Annotated in this window: 21 protein-coding genes and 1 pseudogene; 8 read left to right on the forward strand and 14 right to left on the reverse strand. The window is 70.6% G+C overall.

All coding sequences use genetic code 11. The features are described 5' to 3' along the window. Window positions 1-209, reverse strand: a pseudogene (locus tag ABZ135_RS36850) (hypothetical protein); the annotation flags it as partial. Between the two features lie 82 nt (window positions 210-291). Here ABZ135_RS36850 and ABZ135_RS36855 point away from each other — a divergent pair. Continuing rightward, window positions 292-855, forward strand: a complete 564-nt coding sequence (locus ABZ135_RS36855; RefSeq protein ID WP_356702430.1) for a hypothetical protein — start codon at window positions 292-294, stop codon at window positions 853-855. A 121-nt stretch (window positions 856-976) separates the two neighbouring features. On the opposite strand, the gene ABZ135_RS36860 is transcribed toward ABZ135_RS36855, so the two are convergent. Further along, complete coding sequence (locus ABZ135_RS36860; RefSeq protein ID WP_356702432.1) at window positions 977-1,414, reverse strand: hypothetical protein; 438 nt, start codon at window positions 1,412-1,414, stop codon at window positions 977-979. Between the two features lie 184 nt (window positions 1,415-1,598). Between ABZ135_RS36860 and ABZ135_RS36865 the strand changes: the two genes are divergently transcribed. Together ABZ135_RS36865 and ABZ135_RS36870 are read left to right on the forward strand one after the other, a co-directional pair. Continuing rightward, a complete protein-coding gene (locus tag ABZ135_RS36865) occupies window positions 1,599-2,342 on the forward strand; it encodes a ParA family protein (protein ID WP_356702434.1) in 744 nt (247 codons plus the stop codon). Further along, window positions 2,339-3,136, forward strand: a complete 798-nt coding sequence (locus tag ABZ135_RS36870) for a hypothetical protein (RefSeq protein ID WP_356702436.1) — start codon at window positions 2,339-2,341, stop codon at window positions 3,134-3,136. Before ABZ135_RS36865 ends, ABZ135_RS36870 begins: the two co-directional genes overlap by 4 nt. 224 nt (window positions 3,137-3,360) lie before the next feature. Here ABZ135_RS36870 and ABZ135_RS36875 read toward each other — a convergent pair whose 3' ends face one another. From ABZ135_RS36875 to ABZ135_RS36930, 12 genes are all read right to left on the reverse strand, one after another. Further along, window positions 3,361-3,834 (reverse strand): Pycsar system effector family protein, encoded by a 474-nt coding sequence (locus ABZ135_RS36875; RefSeq protein ID WP_356702438.1) that lies wholly within the window; start codon window positions 3,832-3,834, stop codon window positions 3,361-3,363. Continuing rightward, complete coding sequence (locus tag ABZ135_RS36880) at window positions 3,831-4,175, reverse strand: hypothetical protein (protein ID WP_356702441.1); 345 nt, start codon at window positions 4,173-4,175, stop codon at window positions 3,831-3,833. The genes ABZ135_RS36875 and ABZ135_RS36880 overlap by 4 nt, the downstream gene beginning before the upstream one ends. Before the next feature lie 107 nt (window positions 4,176-4,282). Continuing rightward, complete coding sequence (locus tag ABZ135_RS36885; RefSeq protein WP_356702442.1) at window positions 4,283-6,499, reverse strand: hypothetical protein; 2,217 nt, start codon at window positions 6,497-6,499, stop codon at window positions 4,283-4,285. Then, window positions 6,496-7,569: a hypothetical protein gene (locus ABZ135_RS36890; protein ID WP_356702444.1), complete on the reverse strand. Its 1,074-nt coding sequence runs from the start codon at window positions 7,567-7,569 to the stop codon at window positions 6,496-6,498. The genes ABZ135_RS36885 and ABZ135_RS36890 overlap by 4 nt, the downstream gene beginning before the upstream one ends. Window positions 7,570-7,643: 74 nt before the next feature. Continuing rightward, a complete protein-coding gene (locus tag ABZ135_RS36895; protein ID WP_356702446.1) occupies window positions 7,644-8,888 on the reverse strand; it encodes a hypothetical protein in 1,245 nt (414 codons plus the stop codon). Between the two features lie 4 nt (window positions 8,889-8,892). Then, complete coding sequence (locus tag ABZ135_RS36900; protein WP_356702448.1) at window positions 8,893-9,168, reverse strand: hypothetical protein; 276 nt, start codon at window positions 9,166-9,168, stop codon at window positions 8,893-8,895. A gap of 1 nt (window position 9,169) precedes the next feature. Continuing rightward, the gene (locus tag ABZ135_RS36905; RefSeq protein WP_356702450.1) at window positions 9,170-10,156 is read right to left on the reverse strand and encodes an NlpC/P60 family protein; all 987 of its coding nucleotides are present in this window, start codon (window positions 10,154-10,156) and stop codon (window positions 9,170-9,172) included. Window positions 10,157-10,332: 176 nt separating this feature from the next. Beyond that, complete coding sequence (locus ABZ135_RS36910; RefSeq protein ID WP_356702453.1) at window positions 10,333-11,967, reverse strand: FtsK/SpoIIIE domain-containing protein; 1,635 nt, start codon at window positions 11,965-11,967, stop codon at window positions 10,333-10,335. 234 nt (window positions 11,968-12,201) lie between these two features. After that, window positions 12,202-13,365, reverse strand: a complete 1,164-nt coding sequence (locus ABZ135_RS36915) for a hypothetical protein (RefSeq protein ID WP_356702455.1) — start codon at window positions 13,363-13,365, stop codon at window positions 12,202-12,204. Window positions 13,366-13,457: 92 nt separating this feature from the next. Further along, window positions 13,458-13,757, reverse strand: coding sequence for a hypothetical protein (locus tag ABZ135_RS36920; protein WP_356702457.1), 300 nt, complete (start codon window positions 13,755-13,757; stop codon window positions 13,458-13,460). A gap of 134 nt (window positions 13,758-13,891) precedes the next feature. After that, entirely contained in the window at window positions 13,892-14,059 is a 168-nt protein-coding gene (locus ABZ135_RS36925; RefSeq protein ID WP_356702458.1) for a hypothetical protein, read from the reverse strand. A gap of 2 nt (window positions 14,060-14,061) precedes the next feature. After that, a complete protein-coding gene (locus tag ABZ135_RS36930; RefSeq protein WP_356702460.1) occupies window positions 14,062-14,460 on the reverse strand; it encodes a hypothetical protein in 399 nt (132 codons plus the stop codon). A gap of 756 nt (window positions 14,461-15,216) precedes the next feature. Between ABZ135_RS36930 and ABZ135_RS36935 the strand changes: the two genes are divergently transcribed. The 5 genes from ABZ135_RS36935 to ABZ135_RS36955 form a co-directional block, all read left to right on the forward strand. Next, window positions 15,217-15,942 carry a GntR family transcriptional regulator gene (locus ABZ135_RS36935; RefSeq protein WP_356702461.1) on the forward strand — a complete coding sequence of 242 codons (726 nt, stop codon included), beginning with the start codon at window positions 15,217-15,219 and terminating at the stop codon, window positions 15,940-15,942. Between the two features lie 321 nt (window positions 15,943-16,263). Beyond that, window positions 16,264-17,370, forward strand: a complete 1,107-nt coding sequence (locus tag ABZ135_RS36940) for a hypothetical protein (RefSeq protein ID WP_356702463.1) — start codon at window positions 16,264-16,266, stop codon at window positions 17,368-17,370. 95 nt (window positions 17,371-17,465) lie between these two features. Then, window positions 17,466-18,887, forward strand: coding sequence for a replicative DNA helicase (gene dnaB / locus ABZ135_RS36945; protein WP_356702469.1), 1,422 nt, complete (start codon window positions 17,466-17,468; stop codon window positions 18,885-18,887). Between the two features lie 155 nt (window positions 18,888-19,042). Next, the gene (locus tag ABZ135_RS36950; RefSeq protein ID WP_356702465.1) at window positions 19,043-19,285 is read left to right on the forward strand and encodes a hypothetical protein; all 243 of its coding nucleotides are present in this window, start codon (window positions 19,043-19,045) and stop codon (window positions 19,283-19,285) included. Window positions 19,286-19,306: 21 nt separating this feature from the next. Next, on the forward strand, window positions 19,307-19,800 hold a 494-nt coding region (locus tag ABZ135_RS36955; protein ID WP_356702467.1), incomplete at its 3' end, for a helix-turn-helix transcriptional regulator.

Below are 19,800 nucleotides of genomic sequence, written 5' to 3' on the forward strand. Positions count from 1 at the left end.
TGCCCGGGGGCGTCCAGCCACACCCGGTACTCCGCCGGCTCGACCGAGTGATCCTCGCGGTTGCGGTAGAGCGGTACCCCCACGTCGCCCTGCCACCCGGTGGGCGTCTGGTGCCACGCGTACAGGCGGGCGCGCAACTCCTGGCGGTCCGGCAGGACCACTGTCACCGGCACCGGGACGGGATCGGAAGAGGACGGCTGCTCGGGCACACCCCCACCGTAGGCGCCCGCACCGACAGGCCCGGCCCCCCGGGCCTGCCGTTCCCGGACGGCGGCGGCGTACGGTCACCGGATGGACGACTACGAGCTGACCGACGGGTCGAGCACTCGACCTCTACCGCCCACCGCGTACGAGGAGCGCCGGCGGGCGACGCGGGAGGCCGTCGCCGCGGTCTGGGAGACGTGGGACATCGAGGCAGCGCCGCCGACCGAGGCCGAGGCCCGGGTCGCCCGCGAGCTCGCGCAGGACGTCCGGGCGAGCATGCACGAGCCGCCAGCGATACCCGGGGACCACCGGCCGCCGCTGCTGCGGCGCCTCCAACAGCTCGTCGGCCTGGGCCAGCTCGTGCGCGCGCTCGTCGACTCCACGCCCCCCGGGCAGATCCGTCCGGAGCTCCAGGACGTCCTGGGCGCCGCCGAGGTCATGTGCGCGGCCTTCGAGGAGCCACTCGCCGACCTGGAGGACTACCTCGTCCGGTACAGCGCCGACCACCCCGACCGACTGCCGGAGCTGGAGCAGCAGCGGCACTCACCGATCACCCCGGTCTCGATCTGGATGGACACCTACTCGGCGCTTTCGTGCATGGGCACCGTCCTCCGCCAGGTGCTCGTACCGATCGCCCAGGCGGCGCGCTGACCCCCTGGGGGCGCTGTACGCCGTTCTGCGGCCCGTACGCACGGCGCCCCGCCCAGGAAACTCCCGGGCGGGGCGAAAGGGCCGTCAGGCGATCTGTGAGCGGCGCAGGCGCGGTGAGCCCTTAGTGCCAGCCCGTGCAGGTGCGGAAGCGGCCGGCCTTCGCCTCGATGCACGCGCGGACCTTCTCGCCTTTCTGCCGGACGTACCAACCGCGGCTCTGGTGGCGGGAGCCCGCGACCGGGTGCCCGGTGCTGCCGATCGCGATGCGGTTGACGGCGACGCGCTTCGGCTTGCCCTTGCCCTTCTTCGCCTCCACCCAGATCGCGCCGCCCTCTTCCGTCATACCGACGGCGCGGGCCTTCTCGCGGCCGCCGCCGGCCTTCTGGATGTGCAGGGTTACGACCATCGCTTTCGGCCTGTCGGGGGCGTTGTAGCAGGCGATGTCACCCGGCCACGTCTCGACACGGGAACAGCCCCTGTCGCGCGCGGTGGTCGACGGCGCGGTCACACCCACAAGCAGCACGGCCGCAGCCGCGCCCATGATCATCAGTCGTCGCATGGACGTACCAACTTCCCGGCGCAGGAAGCGAGTCACGGCCCACGGCTCGTTTCCACCCCCATGAGGGATGCGACAGGGTCGAGGCTGTGACCTGTCAGAACACCGGCCAAGCGGGCCGGAGCTGGCAGACTGAGCCCGCAACCGAAGTAGCCGCCTGCCCGGCGGTGAAGCGAACGGAGGACCCGTGGCCAAAGTCCATTTGGTGATGAACCGCAAAGGCGGCGTCGGTAAGAGCTTGATCTCACTCAATATGGGCGCGGTCTGCGCCGATGTACGCGGCAGTCGGCCGGATGGCGGTCCCTTCGTGGCAGTGGCATCGGCAGACCCGCAGGGCACCTCTCTGTGGCGAGCAGCGCGACTTGCTGAGCTGCCGTTCGACATCTTGGACATCTCTGGGGACGTCGAGAACATCGCGCACTTGAAAGCCCTGCCGTACGCGCACATCTTCGTAGACACCCCAGGGTGGGCGGAGATCAATCCGGCGACCGGTCTTGACCCGCTGGGCACAGACACCTACGGACGGATCCTGCGGGCCCTGCTGGCCCAGGCGGACGACGTGATCGTGCCGATGCTGACGGAACCGGATTGCTACGAGCCGACGTGGCAGACGATCGAGTGGGTCCTCAAGCCGCTGGGCGTGCCGTTCCAGATCGTGATCAACAACTGGCCTCCAGCGGAGGGTCAGGCGTATGTGGACGGGACGCGGGGGTGGTGCGAGAGGCACGGCTATCCAGTCGCCCAGACGGTGATCCGCCGGTACCGGGTGCACACGAACGCGACCAAGGTGGTCACCCAGTACAACGCCAACCGGGTGGAGCTCCAGGCACGCGAGGACTTCTACCGCTTCGCCCTGGAGCACGGGCTGCGGGGGGTAGAGGCGGCGGTGCCGACGCAGGCCGCGACGGACGCTAAGGCGGTGGGCGCGTGACGGCCGGCGGCGGTACTCGTACAAGCATTGCGGCCCAGTTGAGTGCGGCCACGGTGGGCAACGAGGTCGAACCCGAGAAGCGGACTGTCCAGGCCCAGCTTTCCCCTCCCCCTTCACGTCAGGTTGACGAAAAGACTAATAGTCTTCCTGCGGTCTCACACTTCACCCCGCCGGCCACTACCGACCCGGACGAACGGCTGGCGTACTGCGAGGGTGCGATCCTGCACGCAGAACGCGAAACCGAGTTGGCAACCGAGCGGATCACCCAGCAGTACCTACTTTGGGTGGGCGAGCCCTACCGGATCGTCCGAGATGAGGATCTGTACCGGCGGGCTGGCTACCAGACGTTCGACGCCTGGGGCCGCGCGTTGAACGGCCGCAGCGGCGACTACATGAACAAGATCATCCGAATCAGCCCGGTCGTCCAGGCACTCTCAACCATCACCCGGCGCCAGCTCAAGGAACAACCGCTGCGCCCGCTCATCTCCGTGCAGCGCGAGCACGGAGATGAGGCCGTTCGCATGTGTTGGCGCAAGGCGGAAGCCGCAGGCGATCTCACCGAGCGCGGACTACGCCACGCGGCCGTTGCGCTCCGCTACAAGGCCGGCCCCCCGGAACCAGCCTCCCCCGACGCCGCGCCACAGGCGTTGACTTCGTCTGCCCTGCTGAACCTGCCACGGCTCAAGCGGCTCGCAGCAACCGACCCTGTGAAGGCACTCGCGCTATGTCAGAGCGTGCGTGAAGAACTGGACGCGTTTGAACGCGCCCTCAGCACTCCGAAGGCCGGGAACTAGCCGCCGCAGCCACCCAGCCCAGGAACGCGAAAGCGGCCGCTGCCGCCCGGATCGATACGGGCGGCAGCGGCCGCTGCCTATGTCTGCCAACGAACAGCGTGCCCCGGCTGGGGCACCCCGGAACGCCCCAAAGTCTGGGCGGCCCGGCGGTACTGCCCCCAGAACGCAGCCTGGGCGCCGGGCCTCACCCGCGCACGCCATATCGGCGCGGGCTGGGCGTGACCCTATACGAGGGCACCGACGAGGAGGGCGGCGGCGAGGAGGACGAGAGCGGCGCGGGCGAGGTCGGCGGCGAGGCGCAGGGCTTTGTACTTCCGTACGGCGATCTGGGACAGGTGGATGACCTGCGCGGCGTGGTGGACCGGATCGGCGGCGAGGTCGGAGGCGAGTTCCTCGGGGGTGCAGCCGGCCCAGTGCAGGTAGCTGCCGGGCAGGGCTTTGGTGATCCGGGGCCGGATGACGGCGAGGACGGTGAGCATGGCGGCGAGCAGGCCGACCGCGCCGAGAGCGGCGAGGACGGCCGCCGGGCCGGATAAGGCGCCGCCGGGCAGTACCGCGACCAGGACGGCGAGGGGCAGACCGAGCGCGGTGAGCAGCGCGCCCGCTTTGCCGTCGGTGCGGGTGATCTCCGCGAGGACGGCGGCCAGGGCGGCGGTGACGCGGTCAGCCGTGGAGGCGGGGGGCGGGGTGGTGGTCATCGGGGGTGTCCTTCGGTGGTCGGGGTCCAGGTCCAGGGGGTCGTGTCGGTAGCGGCGGTGGCGGCGGCGATGCCCAGGAGGGTGGCGACGTCACGGCACTGTCGCGGCAGCTTGCGGTGCGCGGCCGCGCGGTGCAGGAGCACGGCGAGCAGGGCGGCCTGGGCGGTGTCGAGGATGTGGGGGCGCTCGCCGGCGTCGTCGAGGATCGCCGTGAGGGGCGGGTGGTCGTCGGAGGGGAGCACGGCGCGCACGTGCTGGGAGAGGGCGCGTAGTGCCGTGACGGCGATGGTGTCGACGCCGAAAAAGTCGCTGCCGTGGCTGATGGTCACGTGGCTGGTCAAGGAGGTCTCCTTATAGGGCGGAAGGGGCGTGGGAGGGGTGCTGGGGAATGCGGCGGGCCCGCACCCCAAGGGAGGGTGCGGGCCCGTCAGTGGTGCTGCTGGCCGCGTCAGATGTCGGAGGGCAGGCGGGTGCCGGTCTCGGCGTCGTAGGCGACACCAGTGGGGGACAGGCGGATCTGTCGCGAGGGCGCGCGGGTGCTCTCCGTCCAGGTCCGTCCGCCGACCGATACGCGTACGGTCACGTCGGCCAGGGGGTCGGTCACGGGGATGGCGATCTCCGGCGCCTTGGGATAGTTGAGATCCGGAGTCCGGGCGCTGTGCACGGTCCGGCCGTCCGCGTCGATCCGCAGATACCTGACGTTGCGATTGAAGTAGCTACGGAGCTGGACGACGACCTGGTCGCCGGAGGTGGACCACTGCGCGACCACGTCGACCTTGACCCCGTCGAGGGTCACCTCACCACCGGACCGGCCCTTGTACGCGGCGGCCACGGCCTTCCGGTCCTCGCGCTGCTGCTCGCCGACGGCACCCTGCCAGATCACGCCTGCGGTGAGCGCCGTTGCGGCCACGGCCGCGACGTACGGCCAGACCCGCTTGCGCGGCTCCCCCGGCTGCTGCGGCAGGTGGCCGCCGGAGGTGGTCGGTACGGTCGGAGCGGCGCCGCCGTAGGGCTCCGCGCCGACCGAAGCGGTCGGCGCGGGCGCGGGGGTCTGCCACCAGTCGGGATCGAGGTCCTTGCCCATGCGGGTGACGGTAGCGCGCAGGTGGACGGCCTGGTCGGGGCTTCCGCACAGATCCGCCACCCGGGCGCGGGTCTCCAGCCACGAGACGGCCTGATCCGACAGGATGCCGTGCGCGGTGATGTCCTCGCGCTCCCCGATCGCGGCGAGCTGCGCGGCCTCATTGCACCGGCCCTCCTGGGCGGCCCGGATGACGTCGTGGTGCCGGCGGTCGATCACGGTCGGCGGCATCTCCCAGTCCCACCCGTAGTCCTCGTCCGGCTCGTCCTCGTCCGGGAGCAGCAGGTCGAGGCCGTGGTCCTGGTCCGCGTCCTCGTCCTGGTCGTCGTGCTCCTGGTCGTGCTCCTCGTCGAGGTCGAGGTCGAGGTCGAGGTCATCGGCGTAGGGGCCGGGGTCCTCCTCGATGGCGTGTGCCTGCTGTGCGGCGCGGCGCCGGGTCGAGGTGTCGGTGAGCGCGATTTCGTCGGCGTCGAGGACGGTCTCGATGATGTCGACGTACCCGGGGCCGACCTTCCAAATGGCCTGCCCGGGGGCGAGGGTCGGGATTTCGGCGATGGCCCAGGCGGGCAGGCCGAGGATGGCGCCGACGGCGGCGGCCTCCTCGGGACCGAGGCGCCCGACGTGGGCGACCTCGCACAGCCGGGCCAGGTCTCGCGCCGCGCCCTCGCCGAGGTCGGACAGGGTGTGCATCACCACGTCCATGCTCAGCGCCGCCTTACGGGAGTTCTTCAGCAGCCGCTGAATCAGCCTCGCGGTAGCGGGTGACAGCAGGATCTGCCACGCCTCCTCCAGCACAAAGTGCCGGTGCACGGCCGTCGACTGCGGCAGCCACACGTGCTCGACCCAGCACGCGATCGCAGCCATGAGCGACGGGATCGCCGGAGAATTCCGGTCGAGGCGGGTGAAGTCGAAGCTTGTGATGGCCTGGTCGGTCTCGGGAAGACCAGCGTCCCGGCCGTCGAAGAGACCGGTGAGTGAGCCCTCGGTGTAGCGGGACAGGGCGATCGCGACGTCCTCGCCCCACTCGGCCAGACGGGCGGCCGGCCACCGGCCGTCTTCCGGACTGACCAGTGCGTCGACCAGGCCGCCCAGCGCGGTCGCCTTGGGGTGGTTCAGCGCGTGCTGAAGAGCATGGGTGGACTGCGTGGTGAGGGCGGCCGGTTCGACGGCGGCGACCAGCGACCGGAGCAGCTCCTCGCGTACCTCCCGGGGCAGCAGCGGCGAGCACGGGTTGAGGGTGAAGGAGCCGGCTTCGATGACCCGGCCGCCGAGGGAGCGGACGAGCGGCGCCCACTCCCCCGAGGTGCCGCTCTCGCCGAAGGAGTCGATGACGACGGCCTGGTGGTCGTGCTCGAGGATTTCGCGCCGGATGCGGGCCTTGGCCGTCGACGACTTCCCCGAGCCGAGACCGCCCAGCGCGAGCGAGTTGGTGGAGGGCAGCAGCGCGGTGGGGACGAGGACGGGGGAGAGGCGGAACTCGCGGCCGTCGAGCAGCGAGCGGCCTACCCGGACGCCGGGAAAGGCGGTGTCGGAGGCGACGAGCGGCGCGGTGATCGCGGCGAGCGTCGAGGGGAGACGGATCACAGGATCATGCCCTTCCGGGTGGAAGCTGCGTGCGGGGTGGTCATCAGGTGGGCGCGGTGCTGTTGGCCGGGCAACCAGTCCAGGCCGAGCCGGTGGCGGTCGGCGACCAGGGCGGCCCGTCGCCGCTCCTCGGTCACGGCCTCGGGACTGTCGCCCCACACCGTGAGGTAGGCGTCGATGTCGACGAGGGCGGCGCCCTGGACGAGCGCGCCGTGTGTCGTGCCGCTCGCCAGCTCGTGCGCGTCCTGCTTGACCTTGTCGGTGGTGAACGCGCCGGCCGCGGCTGTCTGCCACTTCGCCGAGCGGCGGGACTGCGCCGCCGAGAGCGGCCGGTAGAGCACGGCCAGGGACCGGTCGGTGTCCTGGCCCAGGAGCAGGCGCGCCATGAGGTCGTCACCGGTCTGGTCGGGCCATGCGGTGATGCGCGCGGTCGCGGCGTGCCGGCCGTCGTCGAGGGCGACCCATCCGGGCCCCCGCCCGGTCACCACCGGGGCCGGGTCCGGGGTGAGCGGCCGCAGGGTGCCGAGCCGGCCGAACTCATCCCCGAGGGTGGCCAGGATCCGGTCCGGGTCACCGGCCAGTCCCTTGGGGATGTGGACCGAGAGCGTCTGGGTGTGGGTGGTGCAGGCACGCACGGTGGCGTGGTGGGTGACGTGGACCTGAACGCCCGCTTCACGGGCCTGCCCGCCTGCGAACGTCAACGCACGGCTGAAAGCCATGTGCCACTCGGCGCGGGCGGTCGCACTCTGCATGGTGCCGTGGTGCGGGTAGAGGCCCCACGTGGCGGTCGTCCCGGGCCGGTCGGTCGCCGACGCGGGGGCGGTGCGCTCGGTCAGGTGCCGGACGCCGACCGCCGCCCACCGGCCCAGCGAGCGGGGCCCGGGGGCCAGGTTGATGACGGCGACGGCGGCGCCGACCGCGCCGAGCGTCCAGGGCGGCGGCGGGGCGAGCAGCGCGGAGGCGAGCACGGCGCCCCCGGCCCCGGCGGTCAGCTTCGTCAACAGGGTCTCGGCGGGGCTGAGTCCCCGCTGGACGGCGGGGATGCGATAGCCCGGGGTCAGGGAGTACATGGCGGGTCCTCCTGGAGGTCAAAGGGGGGTGGCCGCCCACGTGTGCGGGCGGCCACCGGGAATTGCGGGTGCGGCTACGGCTGCTGCGGCGGCGGCCCGGCCGGGCGGGCGGGGCGCGGCCGGGTCGGCGCCTGCTGCACACCCGCAGCCGGCCCCCGGGGCGCCGGGGGTGCGGGAGGCTGTGCGGCGCGGGCGTCGCGCCGAGCCTGGTGGAGCTGTGCGGCGCGGGCGGCGCCCTCGCGAACCTGCGCGGCGGCGGAATCCGCGGTGAGCCGACCGGGGCGCGGCTGCTGCCGTACGCCGTAGGCGGCGAGCAGGACGCCCCGGTCCTGGCCCATCGCCCGCCCGGGGGTATCCACGGTGCGCGGGCCGCGCGGGATGTCCTCCCGCTCGTACACGTCCGGGGCACCGGCGCGCACCACCGCATGAGCGATGGGGCTCGAGGTGCGCTGCTCGACCACCGCCCGCGCCGCACGTGCGATGCGGGGCCCGAAGTAGGGCACCCCGTGAAAAATCATCCGCAGCATGAGCGCGTCACACGCGACCAGCAGCACGCCGTCCATGATCACGCTGCCCTTGACCAGCGGCACGAAAGGAGCGGCGATGAGCAGCGCGAACGGCGCGAACAGCAGGCCGAGCAGCCGCTGTGCCCACCGCTTGACCGCGTCCATGTCGCCCCCTCGCGCCAGCGACGCCAGCACGAGGGGGGCGATGCACACGAAGACGATCATCCCGGGCTGACGGGTCATGAACACGAGCGCCGCGAACGCGAGGGCGACGACCAGCGCACTGACGATGATGAGCACCGACAGCGGGTGGCCGGCCTCCTTCTCCAGGTCCGCTTCGATCGCCCCGAACAAGGTGCCCTCGTTGCTGCTGAACGCTGCGGTGAACGCTGAGCTCACCGCCCGGTTGAGCAGCATGACGATCCCGGGCACGGACGCCATGCCCGCGACCGCCGCCAGCGTCCATCCCGTGGACGCTCCCATCTGCCGCAGCCGGGGCGAGCCCTGCCAGGCCGTCAGACCGCACACCACCACCACGCACATGAAGATCGCGATGGCCAGATGCTGCCCGAGCCAGAGAAACGGCGCGTACAGCGCGTTGTCCGCCTGGGCCGGCGCCCAGGCTTCCTTGGGCGCTAGAAGATCCGTGAGGGTCTGGATGAGGTCGTGGGCGAGCCTCTTGACCTCGTCGGCGGCGTCACCGATCGGACCCTTGGTCATCGGGTCCCTCGGCTCGGGCACGGTGCCCTCGCAGAAAGGGCGGGCCTGCCCCCTGATCAGGTGGCACGAATCGGGGCGCGGCGTGTCGGGCATCGGCTCATCCCTTCGCGGTGGTCACGGTCGAGAAGAGCTGGTCGCCGTAAAGCGCGAGAATCACCGCGACGAAAAGCGTGCCGATCGCCGCCCCGCCCTTCTGGAGCGCGGACTTCGGGTTGCCCGGGATCTGAAGCATCATCCGGATCGCGACGACCGCGATAACGGCGGCGACGGCCTTGGTGACCAGCCCGGTACCGGTCAGACCGATGGTCTGGAAGAAGTCGGTGAAGCCGCCGGACATGTCGATCGGCTTGGCGAGGGTGATGTTCTTCGGCATTTCAGATCTCCTTGCTGTGACGGGAAACGGGGCGGGCGACGTCGTAGAAATCCGACATCGTGTCCATAAGGGCGTAGCGGACCTGGGCGCCGGGTCGGGGTGCCTCGATGATCCACCCGCCGCCGACGTAGATGGCGACGTGGTGAATAGCGGCTGCACTGGGCCCGTAGAAAACCAGGTCCCCGGGGCGGACATGCCCCGGCTTTACCGGCTCGGATGCGGCGTACTGCTGAGCAGCGGTGCGCGGCATGCTGATTCCGGCTTTGGCGTAGGCGTAGACCACGAGACCGGAGCAGTCGAAACCGACAATCGACTGTCCCGAACTTCCGTTGGGCGAGCAGCAGATTCCCGTACTGGGGCCGCTGGCATTTCCGCCACCCCACGAATACGGTGTGCCGAGCATCGACTCGGCCGCCTCGATGACGGTATATCCCTGCTGCGCGCTCGTGGCTCCGCCGGAGCTCTCGATGTTCGCGCTGATAGCGCGAACATAGTTCTGCGTCTCCCGGATGGGAGGGACGCCCCCGTGTTTGCGGACGGTGGCGCTTCCTGCGTTGTAGGCGGCGAGCATGTTGTTCTGCGGATTTCCGGGAACGTCTTTCACCTCTTTGGCGATTGTGCACAGGTACTTCGCCGAAGAGGGGATGGCATCCTCGGGGTCCCAGACGTCGCGCTTCCCGTCGCCGTTTGCGTCGATCCCGTGACTTTCCCAGGTCGACGGCATGAACTGCGCGATTCCCTGCGCACCAGCGGGCGACGTTGCTCGCGGATTAAACTTCGATTCCTGGTACAGGAGCGCGCCGACAAGATTCGGGCTGACCTCGGGGCAGGTATTTCCGGCCTTTTCGACCAGGCTCTGGTATTGGGCCGGGACGGCCACGCTCAGCGCCGCTCCCCTCGGGCCGGAGCCGCTGCCCTGGACGAGCGCGGCGACGATGACCACCGCGGTGGCCCCGACGCCGATTGCGACGGGCGTTGTGCCTCTCACGGGATACTTCCCCCCTCACTGCCTGTGATGGTGTTTTCGCTGGTCAGGACCGGCATGGCGACCGGCAGGCGACCGGCAGGCGACCGGCAGGGCAGCCGGTCGGACCGGCGGGCGGTCCGGCCGGCTGCCGGTCCCTCGCCGGTCGTCCGCCGGTCCTCGGCCGGTCTCGATGCCGGTCACAGCTCGGCCCTGGCGACCGCTTCGAGGTCGGCCAGCCGGTAGCCGCGATTCGCCCCCTGGGGGCGGTACGACTTGACCTTGCCGCCGAATAGGGCGCCGAGCTTCTGCCCTTGCTGCAAGGCGTCCTTTTCCGTGATCCCGAATGCAGGCGCCAGATCGGCCGTGGGCATGAAGTCGACTCCCGCAGCACGCATCATCTCGATTGCTTTCTCCAGCGGAGAGAGCGGCGCCTTCTCCACTTCTACCGGCTTTCTCCGGTCGTAGACTTCGTCCACGATTTGCCAGATGAATTCGTCGGAGAAGTTGAATCCGCGCAGGAGCGTGGAGACGCCGTTGGCGTAGAGCACGCCCTGACCCTTGATGTTCGGGTCGAGGAGTGCGGGGTTGATCGGTGCGACCGTTTCGAAATACGTGTCGCCAAGGGCGACCTTTGCGGTCCCGGACGATGCCACATACAGGCACAGCCGATAGAGGAACTGGTCCCTCACTTTCACGGGAATCGCATTGTCCGAGGGGCGCTGAGTAAGCAGCACCGAGGCAATGCCGGACTCCAGTGCTTTCGACACCAGAGACCGCGTCTTCTCCGTGATGCGCCGGGCGTTCTCCGCCCCTTCCCTAGAGCCGTCGTGGGTGAAGAAGTCGGCCGCTTCGTCGACGATGAAGAAGACCGGCTTGAAAGTGGGAGCGGGCATCCGTGCGCGGATCGCCTCCTTGGATTTCATATAGCGGGCGTCGGCTCGGTCGTTCAGTTCATCGACCATGCTTTCCAGGACGGCCGGATCGTCGGACGACTCATAACGAGTGGCGATCTTCTCGAACCGAGTCAGCCCGCAGAATTTGCCGTCGAGGAGATACAGGTCGAATTCCCGGTAGGCGATCAGCAGACAGGCAATCAGCCCGTTGACGAGCGTGGTCTTGCCCATCTGGGTCATTCCGGCGACGATCAGCGACGCCCGCTCAAAACTCGGCACACCGCCCAGTTCACCGGTGACCTCGTGACCGAAAGGGACACCGGCGAACGTCTCGATCTCTCGCCGGGTCGGTGCCGGGAAAGGCTGCGTGAACGGCGGCTCGTGGAGCTTGAGCATTTTCACGCGGCGTTCGGTGTCGCGGCTGCGCTCCAGTTTCATGTGCATCCGGGTCACGCCGAGCACACCGGCCAGAGTGTCCAACTTCTTTTGGACGTCCACGAACGTCTTGCCGGGCGGCACAAGGAAGTCGTAGACCGTGGCATTCGCGGCCTCGCTGATCCTGGCCTCGTCGGCGCGGATCACCTCATCCTTGCCGATGATGCCGGCCGTGATGAGCGCCGCCGTGAGCTCCGGGTGCACCGGCACGGCCTCGGCCTCGACCTGGCCGTCCTCGTCGGCCTCGGCGGCCTTCCCCGGCTGGGAGGCGGCCGGGGTGCCCGCCTCGGCCCATCGCCGCACGAGGACCGTGCGGGCCTTCCACACGCCGTATCCGAGGCCGATGAGGGCGCCGGCGGTCACGAGCAGCGTGGCGGGCCACGATAAGCCGAGCTTGTCCTTGATGGCGGCCAGGACGGCGAAGACGATGACCAGGCCGCCGATGGCGCCGGCGGCCTGCCCCCACATGTCTTCCTCCTGGGCTTTCGCCTTTGTCTTGCTCACTGTCCTGGAGTCCTTCTCCTTCGTAGTGACGCGGGCACGCAGGGTAACTCTCGTTACGGACATGCCTGCTGGGGTTTGTGGTGCTCACCGGGTCTGCGCCGGGGTCTGCGTGCGTATCGCTCGCCAGACGCTCGCCGGGTCTGCGCCGGGGTCGACTGCATGGTCCGGCAGTCGCGACACAGCCAAGACGACCGGGCCGTCTTGGCTGCATCGGTGGTGCCGGAATCTGTCAGATCAGACGGCGGGTTCGGGCTCCTCGTCGGCGTCCTCGGACGTCTCCTCGGCCGCCACGGACGCCCCGCCGCGGTGGCCAGCCGGTTCCTTGGAGCGCAGCTCCCCCCACACCTGGCGGATCCGCTCCTCGCTGCCGACGAATCCGGCGGCGCGGTACTGGTCGCGGGCCTGCCGGTAGGACAGGGGCGGGTCGTCGCTGTAGCGCAGGTGACGCAGGACCACGCCCATCTGCGCATCCGTCAGCGGCTCGCCCGGCACCGGTACGCTGACACCCGCGACGGCCGCGAGGTCGGCGAGAGCAGCGGCGTGTGCCGCCTGCCGTGCCGCCGTGCCGCCGTCCGGCACGCCCTCCGTGCCGCCCTGCGTGCCGGTCGACGGCGGCAGGGCGCTGACCTGCGTAACGGTCGCAGAAAGCTCCGTGCCGGGCAGGGCGGCGAGCGGGTCCCAGGATTCGAGGTCCGGGAGGCGGATCGCCGCCACGGACGCGGGGAGCAGCTTCTTCGCGAGGGTGGATTCGGTGGCCTGCGCCTGCGCGTGGAGCTCCAGGGCGGTGCGCTGACGGCTCGCCAGCACGGCCTTGCGGTAGGCCGTCTCGGCCTCGGCCACCTGCTGCTCCAGGTCGGTGGCGACGGCCAGGAGCTCGATGCGGTGCGCGGCCTCGGCCGTCATCACCTCCAGCCGGTCGGCGACCTTCTGCCGCTTGTCGGCGAGCTTCTTGCGGGTGGCCTCGGACACCCGCCGGCCAAGCGCGGGCAGGGTGAGCCACCACGCCACCTTCGTGGCGACGATCGCGATCGGGGTGAGGACCATGGCCAGGTCGAAGTGACCGTTGCCGTGCATGATCAGGTCGGTGGTCGGCATGGCCGTGAGCACGGCCGTTAGGACGAGTCCCGCGCGCTGTGCACGGGCCGCACGCCTGCGGTTGTTGCCCGCGAGGATCTCCGCGCCCGTGACGACGACCCACAGGGCGTCGAGCGCACCGACCATCGCGTAGGCCCAGGCGCCGAAGGGGGGCTCAAGGATCTTGTAGCTGACGACGACGGACAGGACGGCGACGCCGAGCGTCACCGCTCCCAGTACGGCGAGGACGACGTCTCGCCAGCTCCAGACCCGCCCGGCGGGCGCGTCGTCGTCCTCGTGGCGGGTTGTGCCGAATCGGATCACGTGCAGTCTCCTACTCTGAGGGCTGGCCGCCGACGTCCCTCGCACATTCCGGGCGCGAGGGACGTCGGCGGGTCCTGGGGGTCGGGGGAGTGTCAGCGCTGACGCGGCACCTGGCCGCGCACCGGGGTCCCGGACGGGCCCGCCTCGGTGGTGGGCGCGGGAGGGGCCGACGGCGCGGCGTGGGGCAGCTCGTCGAGCTCCAACGACCAGTGCAGGACGTTGGCGCGGGCCCACTCGGGCGCATCGGCCGTGAGCGTGGCGCGAATGTCCTTGTAGACGTCGTAGCGGCCCCGGCCCGGCGGGACGTTGGCGGTCGAGGACCATGTCTTCACGTCCATGCCGGTCGGCGTCGGGAGCTGAAGCGTCAGAACGAAGTGGTAGAGCGTGGTCACGGTTTCTCCCTCGGTGTTCGGAGCCGGTCTGTCCGGTTCCCCTGGACGCCGCACGGCCCTGCCCTGGCGGAGGGCGGGGCCGTGCGGGTCAGGCAAGCGGCAGACGCGGTCAGTCGAAGCGGAAGCCGCTCCTTCTAGCGGCGGTTGCGGTTGAGATAGGCGTCCTGGAGCCGGGTGAAGCTCTCCCACAGCCGGGCCCCGGCCTGACACCGCGTGGTCGCGGTGCAGGTCGGGCACTCGGCGTCGTGGGAGCGCACGGCCGACGCGGCGCGCTGGTAGCGCTGGTGCAGGTCGTCGGGCACGGTCAGCGCCCGGCCATGCGGCAGGCGTCGCAGGTGCCGCCGTTCCAGTCCTCGAACCAGGCGCCGCAGTGCTGGCACTGACCGGAGGCGGCCGCGACCGTCGCGGCGGCGGTGGGTGCCGGGGCGGCGCCCGCCGGGCAGTTCGTTCCGTCGCACGACCACCGCGTGCACAGGGGGCACGCGTCGTTGGCCATTGCCGGGCGGTACAGGGTGAGCACCGGCTGCCGGGTGTAGCCGGGGGCCATCTCCTGGAGCGTGCGTCGGGCGCGGCGGCCTGCGCGCTCGGCGCGGGCGTCGCCCTCGGCGGTCATGTCGTCGAGCAGCGCCACCAGGCGCTGTACCGACGCGGCCGGCGGGACCTCGATGCCGAGGGTCGGACGGGGGCATGCCATGCTGATCATGGGTCCTCCACACAGGACTCGGACGGCCTCGGGGCTCTCACCCCCCGGGGCCGTCGCTGTTGGCGGAGCGGGCGTTGCCCGGCTCCGCGCGGCACGTAAGTGCCGCAGTACCCCGGACCGGAGTTGCACCGGTCGTGCTGCTCTACGGGGCCGCGATCTTCGCCCTTGTCTCACCGCGCGGTCGGATCCCTTGTCCGCCCGTGAGGGCGGCAGGGGAAAAGGTGCTTCGGAAGCTGCCTGCGCGGCAGGGCTGGCTTGTCGCCGTTGCCTGTCCCGCATCTCACCTGCGGGCTGGTGGTCCGCATCACCCTGCGGACGGGGCCGGGGCCCAGAGGACTCACCGCGCCCCCGCGATGTGCGGAGGACGGGGCTGGTCGTAGTTCCCGGGATGTCCCATATGGAGTTCTCAAGTAACCAGCGCTTCCTTCCGGCCGTCATCACACGGCCGTCCGGGCGTTTCGTGCGGTGGAGTGCCTCTCCGGCGCCCCGGGGTGTCCGACATCGCTGGGGACGGGGCCCGTCCTCCGCGCCGAGATGCCTAGTACTGCACTAGGCCATCTCGCTACGTTTCCGCAGGTCAGCGCATGGGGCTCCCCCTTCTCCGAGGCCGGAGGGGAGGCGTCCCGGGAACAAGGTAGACCACTAGCGCCACGCAGCGCTAGTGCTAGCGCTGCGTGTCTACGTGGCTTAGGCTTCTGCGTATAGCGCTGCACTCGATGGCGAGGCGGCCCGAGTCATCAGAGAGGAGAGACGGAGATGGCTCAGACAGTCGGATACGCAGAGATCGCGGCGCACTACCGCCAGCAGATCCAGGACGGTGTCCTTAAGCCAGGCGACACCATGCCCTCGATGAGGGAAGTCGGCGAGCGCTTCGGCGTTGCGCAAACCACCGTGAACAGGGCGTTCCGGGTGCTCAAGATCGAAGGACTGACGCTCCCTAAGGCCGGCGTCGGTACCGTCGTGGCGGGCCCCATCAGTAACAACATCCAAGCTCGCGTGGCCCTGCACGCCTCCACTGGTAAGGCGCTCGGCGGAGGGGAGTCGTCCCGAATCCTCGAGGTCGGCACGGTCGGAGCAGACGAACTGGTCGCACCCCGCCTTGACGTTCCCCCCGGCACACCGGTCCACGTGCGTCGGCGAGTCGTAAGCCGCGGTGGCGTGCCGATCCACTTCAGCAGCTCGTACTACCCCGCGTACGTCGTGGCTGTGACACCCGAGCTGGCAGAGCCGGTGTCGACAGGCGCCTCACGCGAACTCGCGGCCGAACGCCTCGGCGCCGCCCAGGACCACGTCCTTGAAGAGGTCACCTCACGGCACGCGACCGAGGCGGAGAAGCGCGCTCTCGGCTTGACCGTCGCCGGTGACATCCCGGTTACCCAGGTGGTCCGCACGGTGTATCTCGCCGATGACCGGGTGGTCGAGGTCGCCGTGAAGATCACCAACGGACCGACGATCCTGCGGTGGATGAGCTCCCTGCGATAACGACGTCCCTGGGGCCCGGCAGGGTCTTAGGAATCGCGGCTGCTCATGCACCCAGCATGAGGGGCCCCAGAACCACAACAGGCCCGCCTCGCGGCGGGCCTGCGGGGCCGGTCCGGGGTGGAGCCCGAGAAGCCGGCCGAAGCACACGAGATCGAAGGTGAGGTGCGCTCCTCTTGAGCGTACGAGATGTACAGCGCGACACGCCACACCGCCCCGGTTTCAACGTGCCGGAGGTGGCCCGGTGAGCCTGGACGATGTGGCCGCCGCCGTCGACTTCCTGTGCAGGCACGGGATCATCTCGCGCGCGGGAGGTGAGCTGTGATGACTTCCTTCGGCGACAGCGTCTTCGAGCGGGCACAGGAGCTTCCGGAGGAAGCCGTCCTGCCCCGGCCCGTGGTGCAGAACCCGGAACTCCAGCCCGAGGACATCGGGGTACTGGCGGACCTGCTGCTCCTCCCTCCGGACGCCCAGGCGACCGCCAAGGCGCTCGCGGCAGGCATGCGGGCGCGCGGCTGGAAGATGAGCATCGACCGGTTCGAAGTGATCGCCAAGCGGCTGACGAAGGCTGGCCACGTGCTCCGCCGATCCGTCTACAACCCCGAGACGAAGCGTCCCGAGTGGCGCTACCGGGCGTACCGGAACCCGGCCAACAACCCCCAGTACGTCACAGCGGGCACTGCCGCGTTGTTGCAGGTCAGCAGCGAAATCGGGGAAAACCCGGTTCCGAACGTCACCCCTGTGAGGGAAACCGGGAAAAACCCTGTTTCGCCTGGTCAGAGCCGGAATCGGGTTTTTCCCGGTTCCGGAGCGGAATCGGGAAAAACCCGGTTTCCCTCGGACGACGTTTCCGCAGGTCAGAGCCGGAATCCGGAAAAACCGGGTTTCCCTCCTCCCCCCCCACACCCCCCGGGGGAGGTAACTACCTCCCCCCCCAAGCCCCCCACGAACACCACCGGTCACGTGCCGGCTTCGCCGGAGGGGGAGGGGGAGGGAGTCTCCGACTCGGAAAAGACGGGAGTGCCCACCCAGCACTTCGCGGCCGAGGACCTGAAGGCTGCGTCGCACTTCCTCCAGCGGATGCCCGCGCCCTGGACGCAGGGGCGGCCGAATGCCGAGCGGCTGGCCCCGCACTTGCTGGAGGCCATGGAGGCTCAGGGGTGGCCGTCGATCCATGAGGTGGACGTCCGGCTGCTGGCCGCGCACGTCGGCGCCCGGCCTACCGGTGTGACCAGCCCGTACCGGCTGCTGCTGCGGGACCGGATCCCCAACCTGCCCTTGTTCCAGGCCGTTTCCGGCTCCGGCATCCCCGCCCAGGGCTCCGGTAGCGGTCCCGGGCCGGTGCCCGCCGCCGATCCCGGTTACAAGCCGGTGCCTCCGCCCCCGGACGTCGCGGCGATGCTGGCCAGCCTGCGCAAGCCCACTATCTGACACCCGTACACGCAGCGCGGCCGCCGGAAATCCTCGCCAGGCCCCGGCGGCCGCATGATCCACGAAGGACCACCGTGAGCGTACCCAGCCAGACCATCCCCGCCGAGCCCGACTGGGCCGACGACGACCAGGACCGCCGCCGCTCCCTGGAGCGGATCCCGCCCGGCGGCCGGCCGGACGACATCTACGCCGAGCAAGCCGTCCTCGGCAGCATGCTGCTGGCGGAGGACGCGGTCATCGAGGTCCCCGACGTCCTGCACGCCGAGGACTACTACAAGCCCGCGCACCAGACGATCCACCGTGCGATCCTCGACCTCCGCAAGCGCGGGGGTGAAGCGATCGACCCGATCACGGTCGGCAGCGAGCTGCGCAAGCGCGGCGAGCTGGACCGCGTCGGCGGCGCCTCGTACCTGCACACCCTGGTGCAGTCGGTGCCCACCGCCGCGAACGCGACCTTCTACGCCGAGCAGGTTCGCGAACAGGCGGTGCTGCGCCGCCTGGTGGAGGCCGGTACCCGGATCGTCGCCATGGGCTACTCCGGGGAGGGCGAGACCGACGAGATCGCCGCCGCGGCCGCCGCCGAGATCGCCGGTGTGGTCGAGGCCCGGGGCGGCCGGGATGACGACTTCCGCCTTCCGCGCGACACCCTCGGCGCCACTCTCGACGCCATCGAGGCCGCCGGCTCCCGCACGGGCATCACTGGCGTCCCCACCGGCTTCGCTGACCTCGACGCCCTGACCCAGGGCTGGCAGCCTGGCCAGGTCATCATCGTGGCCGGGCGCCCCGGACACGGAAAGTCCACCGTGGCCATGGACTTCGCCCGCGCCTGCACCATGCCGCGCAACGGCGCCGGGCAGCCGATCGAGGGCGCCGGACGGCCGGCCGCGTTCCTCACGCTGGAGATGAGCGTGGACGAGCTCAACCTGCGCGCGCTGTCCGCCGAAGCGCTGGTCGGCCTGCACCACCTGCGCTCCGGCCACCTGGACGACGAGGCGTGGAAGAAGCTTGCCCCGGCCGCGAAGCGCTACGGCGAATCCGAGCTGTACGTCAACGAATCTGCCCGCTCCCTGCCCGAGATCCAGGCCAAGTGCCGCCGCCTCAAGCACCGCGTGCCCGGCCTCGCGCTCATCGTCATCGACTACGTCCAGCTCATCACCAGCGGCACCAAGCGCCGCCACGACGTCCGCGAGCAGGAAGTCTCCGAGATCAGCCGCTCCATCAAGCTCCTTGCCAAGGAATTGCACCTGCCGATCGTGCTGCTCGCCCAGCTCAACCGCGGCCCCGAGATGCGCACCGACAAGGTCCCGGCCGTCTCCGACCTGCGCGAGTCCGGTTCCCTGGAGCAGGACGCCGACATCGTGATCCTGCTGCATCGCCCCGACGCCTACGAGCCCGAGTCCCCCCGCGCCGGCGAAGTCGACCTCATCGTCGGCAAGCACCGCAACGGAGCCACCGCCCGGATCACCGTCGCCCACCAGCTCCACTACTCCCGGTTCGTCGACATGGCTCACACCTGACCCGAGAAGCCGCCTGTGCGGCGATCTCCGGGCCCCGGACCCTGTCCCGAGCCTCTTTGGTCGTCCGGGGCGCTGAAGATCGCTCAGATCGCCTTACAGCGCCTCTACTTCGCCCGGGGGGCGGTCTGCCCCCGGCTCCCTCATCTGGAGGACCCATGCGCTACCACTACGTCCTGACCGTGGAGGTCCCCGGCGTCGGCGTCACGACCGCGATCGAGGCCCCGCGCGTCCTGGTGTCGATCCTCACGCCCGCCCTCGCCCCGGCCGCCGACGCCGCCGCCCGCGCCTGCTACGCCCTGCGCGGCGCCCCGGACCCGGCCACCCTCGGCGCCCTCCGCGAGGCCGCCATCGATGCCGCCGACGCGTTCACCTACGCCGCCGCCGCCCACTTCGCCTGACCGTTCCGGAGGACACCGACGATGAGCATCGACGACGCCCTGACCGGCGCGCTGGCGGGCGCGTTCACCCGCCCGATGCCGAAGTCCGCGGGCGCCCAGGTCCGTTACCTGGTGCGCCAGCACAAGGGCAGCACGAAGGCTGTGGCGGAGCTGCTCGGCGTCTCCCAGCGCACCGTGGAGCGCTACGTCCGTGACCAGATCCGGCGCCCGCGTGCCGACCTCGCCGCCCGCCTGGCCGGCGAGGTCCGGCGCCGCTGGCAGCCGCAGGTCCGCGCGAGGGCGCGCAAGGCCGCCGCCACCACCGGCGGCCTGATGGTCGACGTCCGCGCCCGATTCGGTTTCACCGCCGCTCCCGGCACCACCGACGACGCCCGGATGCGCCACCTGACCCTCGCGCTCCCGCCCGGACAGGCCGCCCGGCTCCTCGACGCCCAGGCCGCCGGCGCCACCGACCGCGACCTCCAGCAAGTCACCGGGGACGTCCTGGGAGAGGTCTACTTCCGCGACGGCGGCCA

The organism is Streptomyces sp. NPDC006339, assembly GCF_040612775.1.
In the GTDB taxonomy this organism is placed as follows: Bacteria; Actinomycetota; Actinomycetes; order Streptomycetales; family Streptomycetaceae; genus Streptomyces.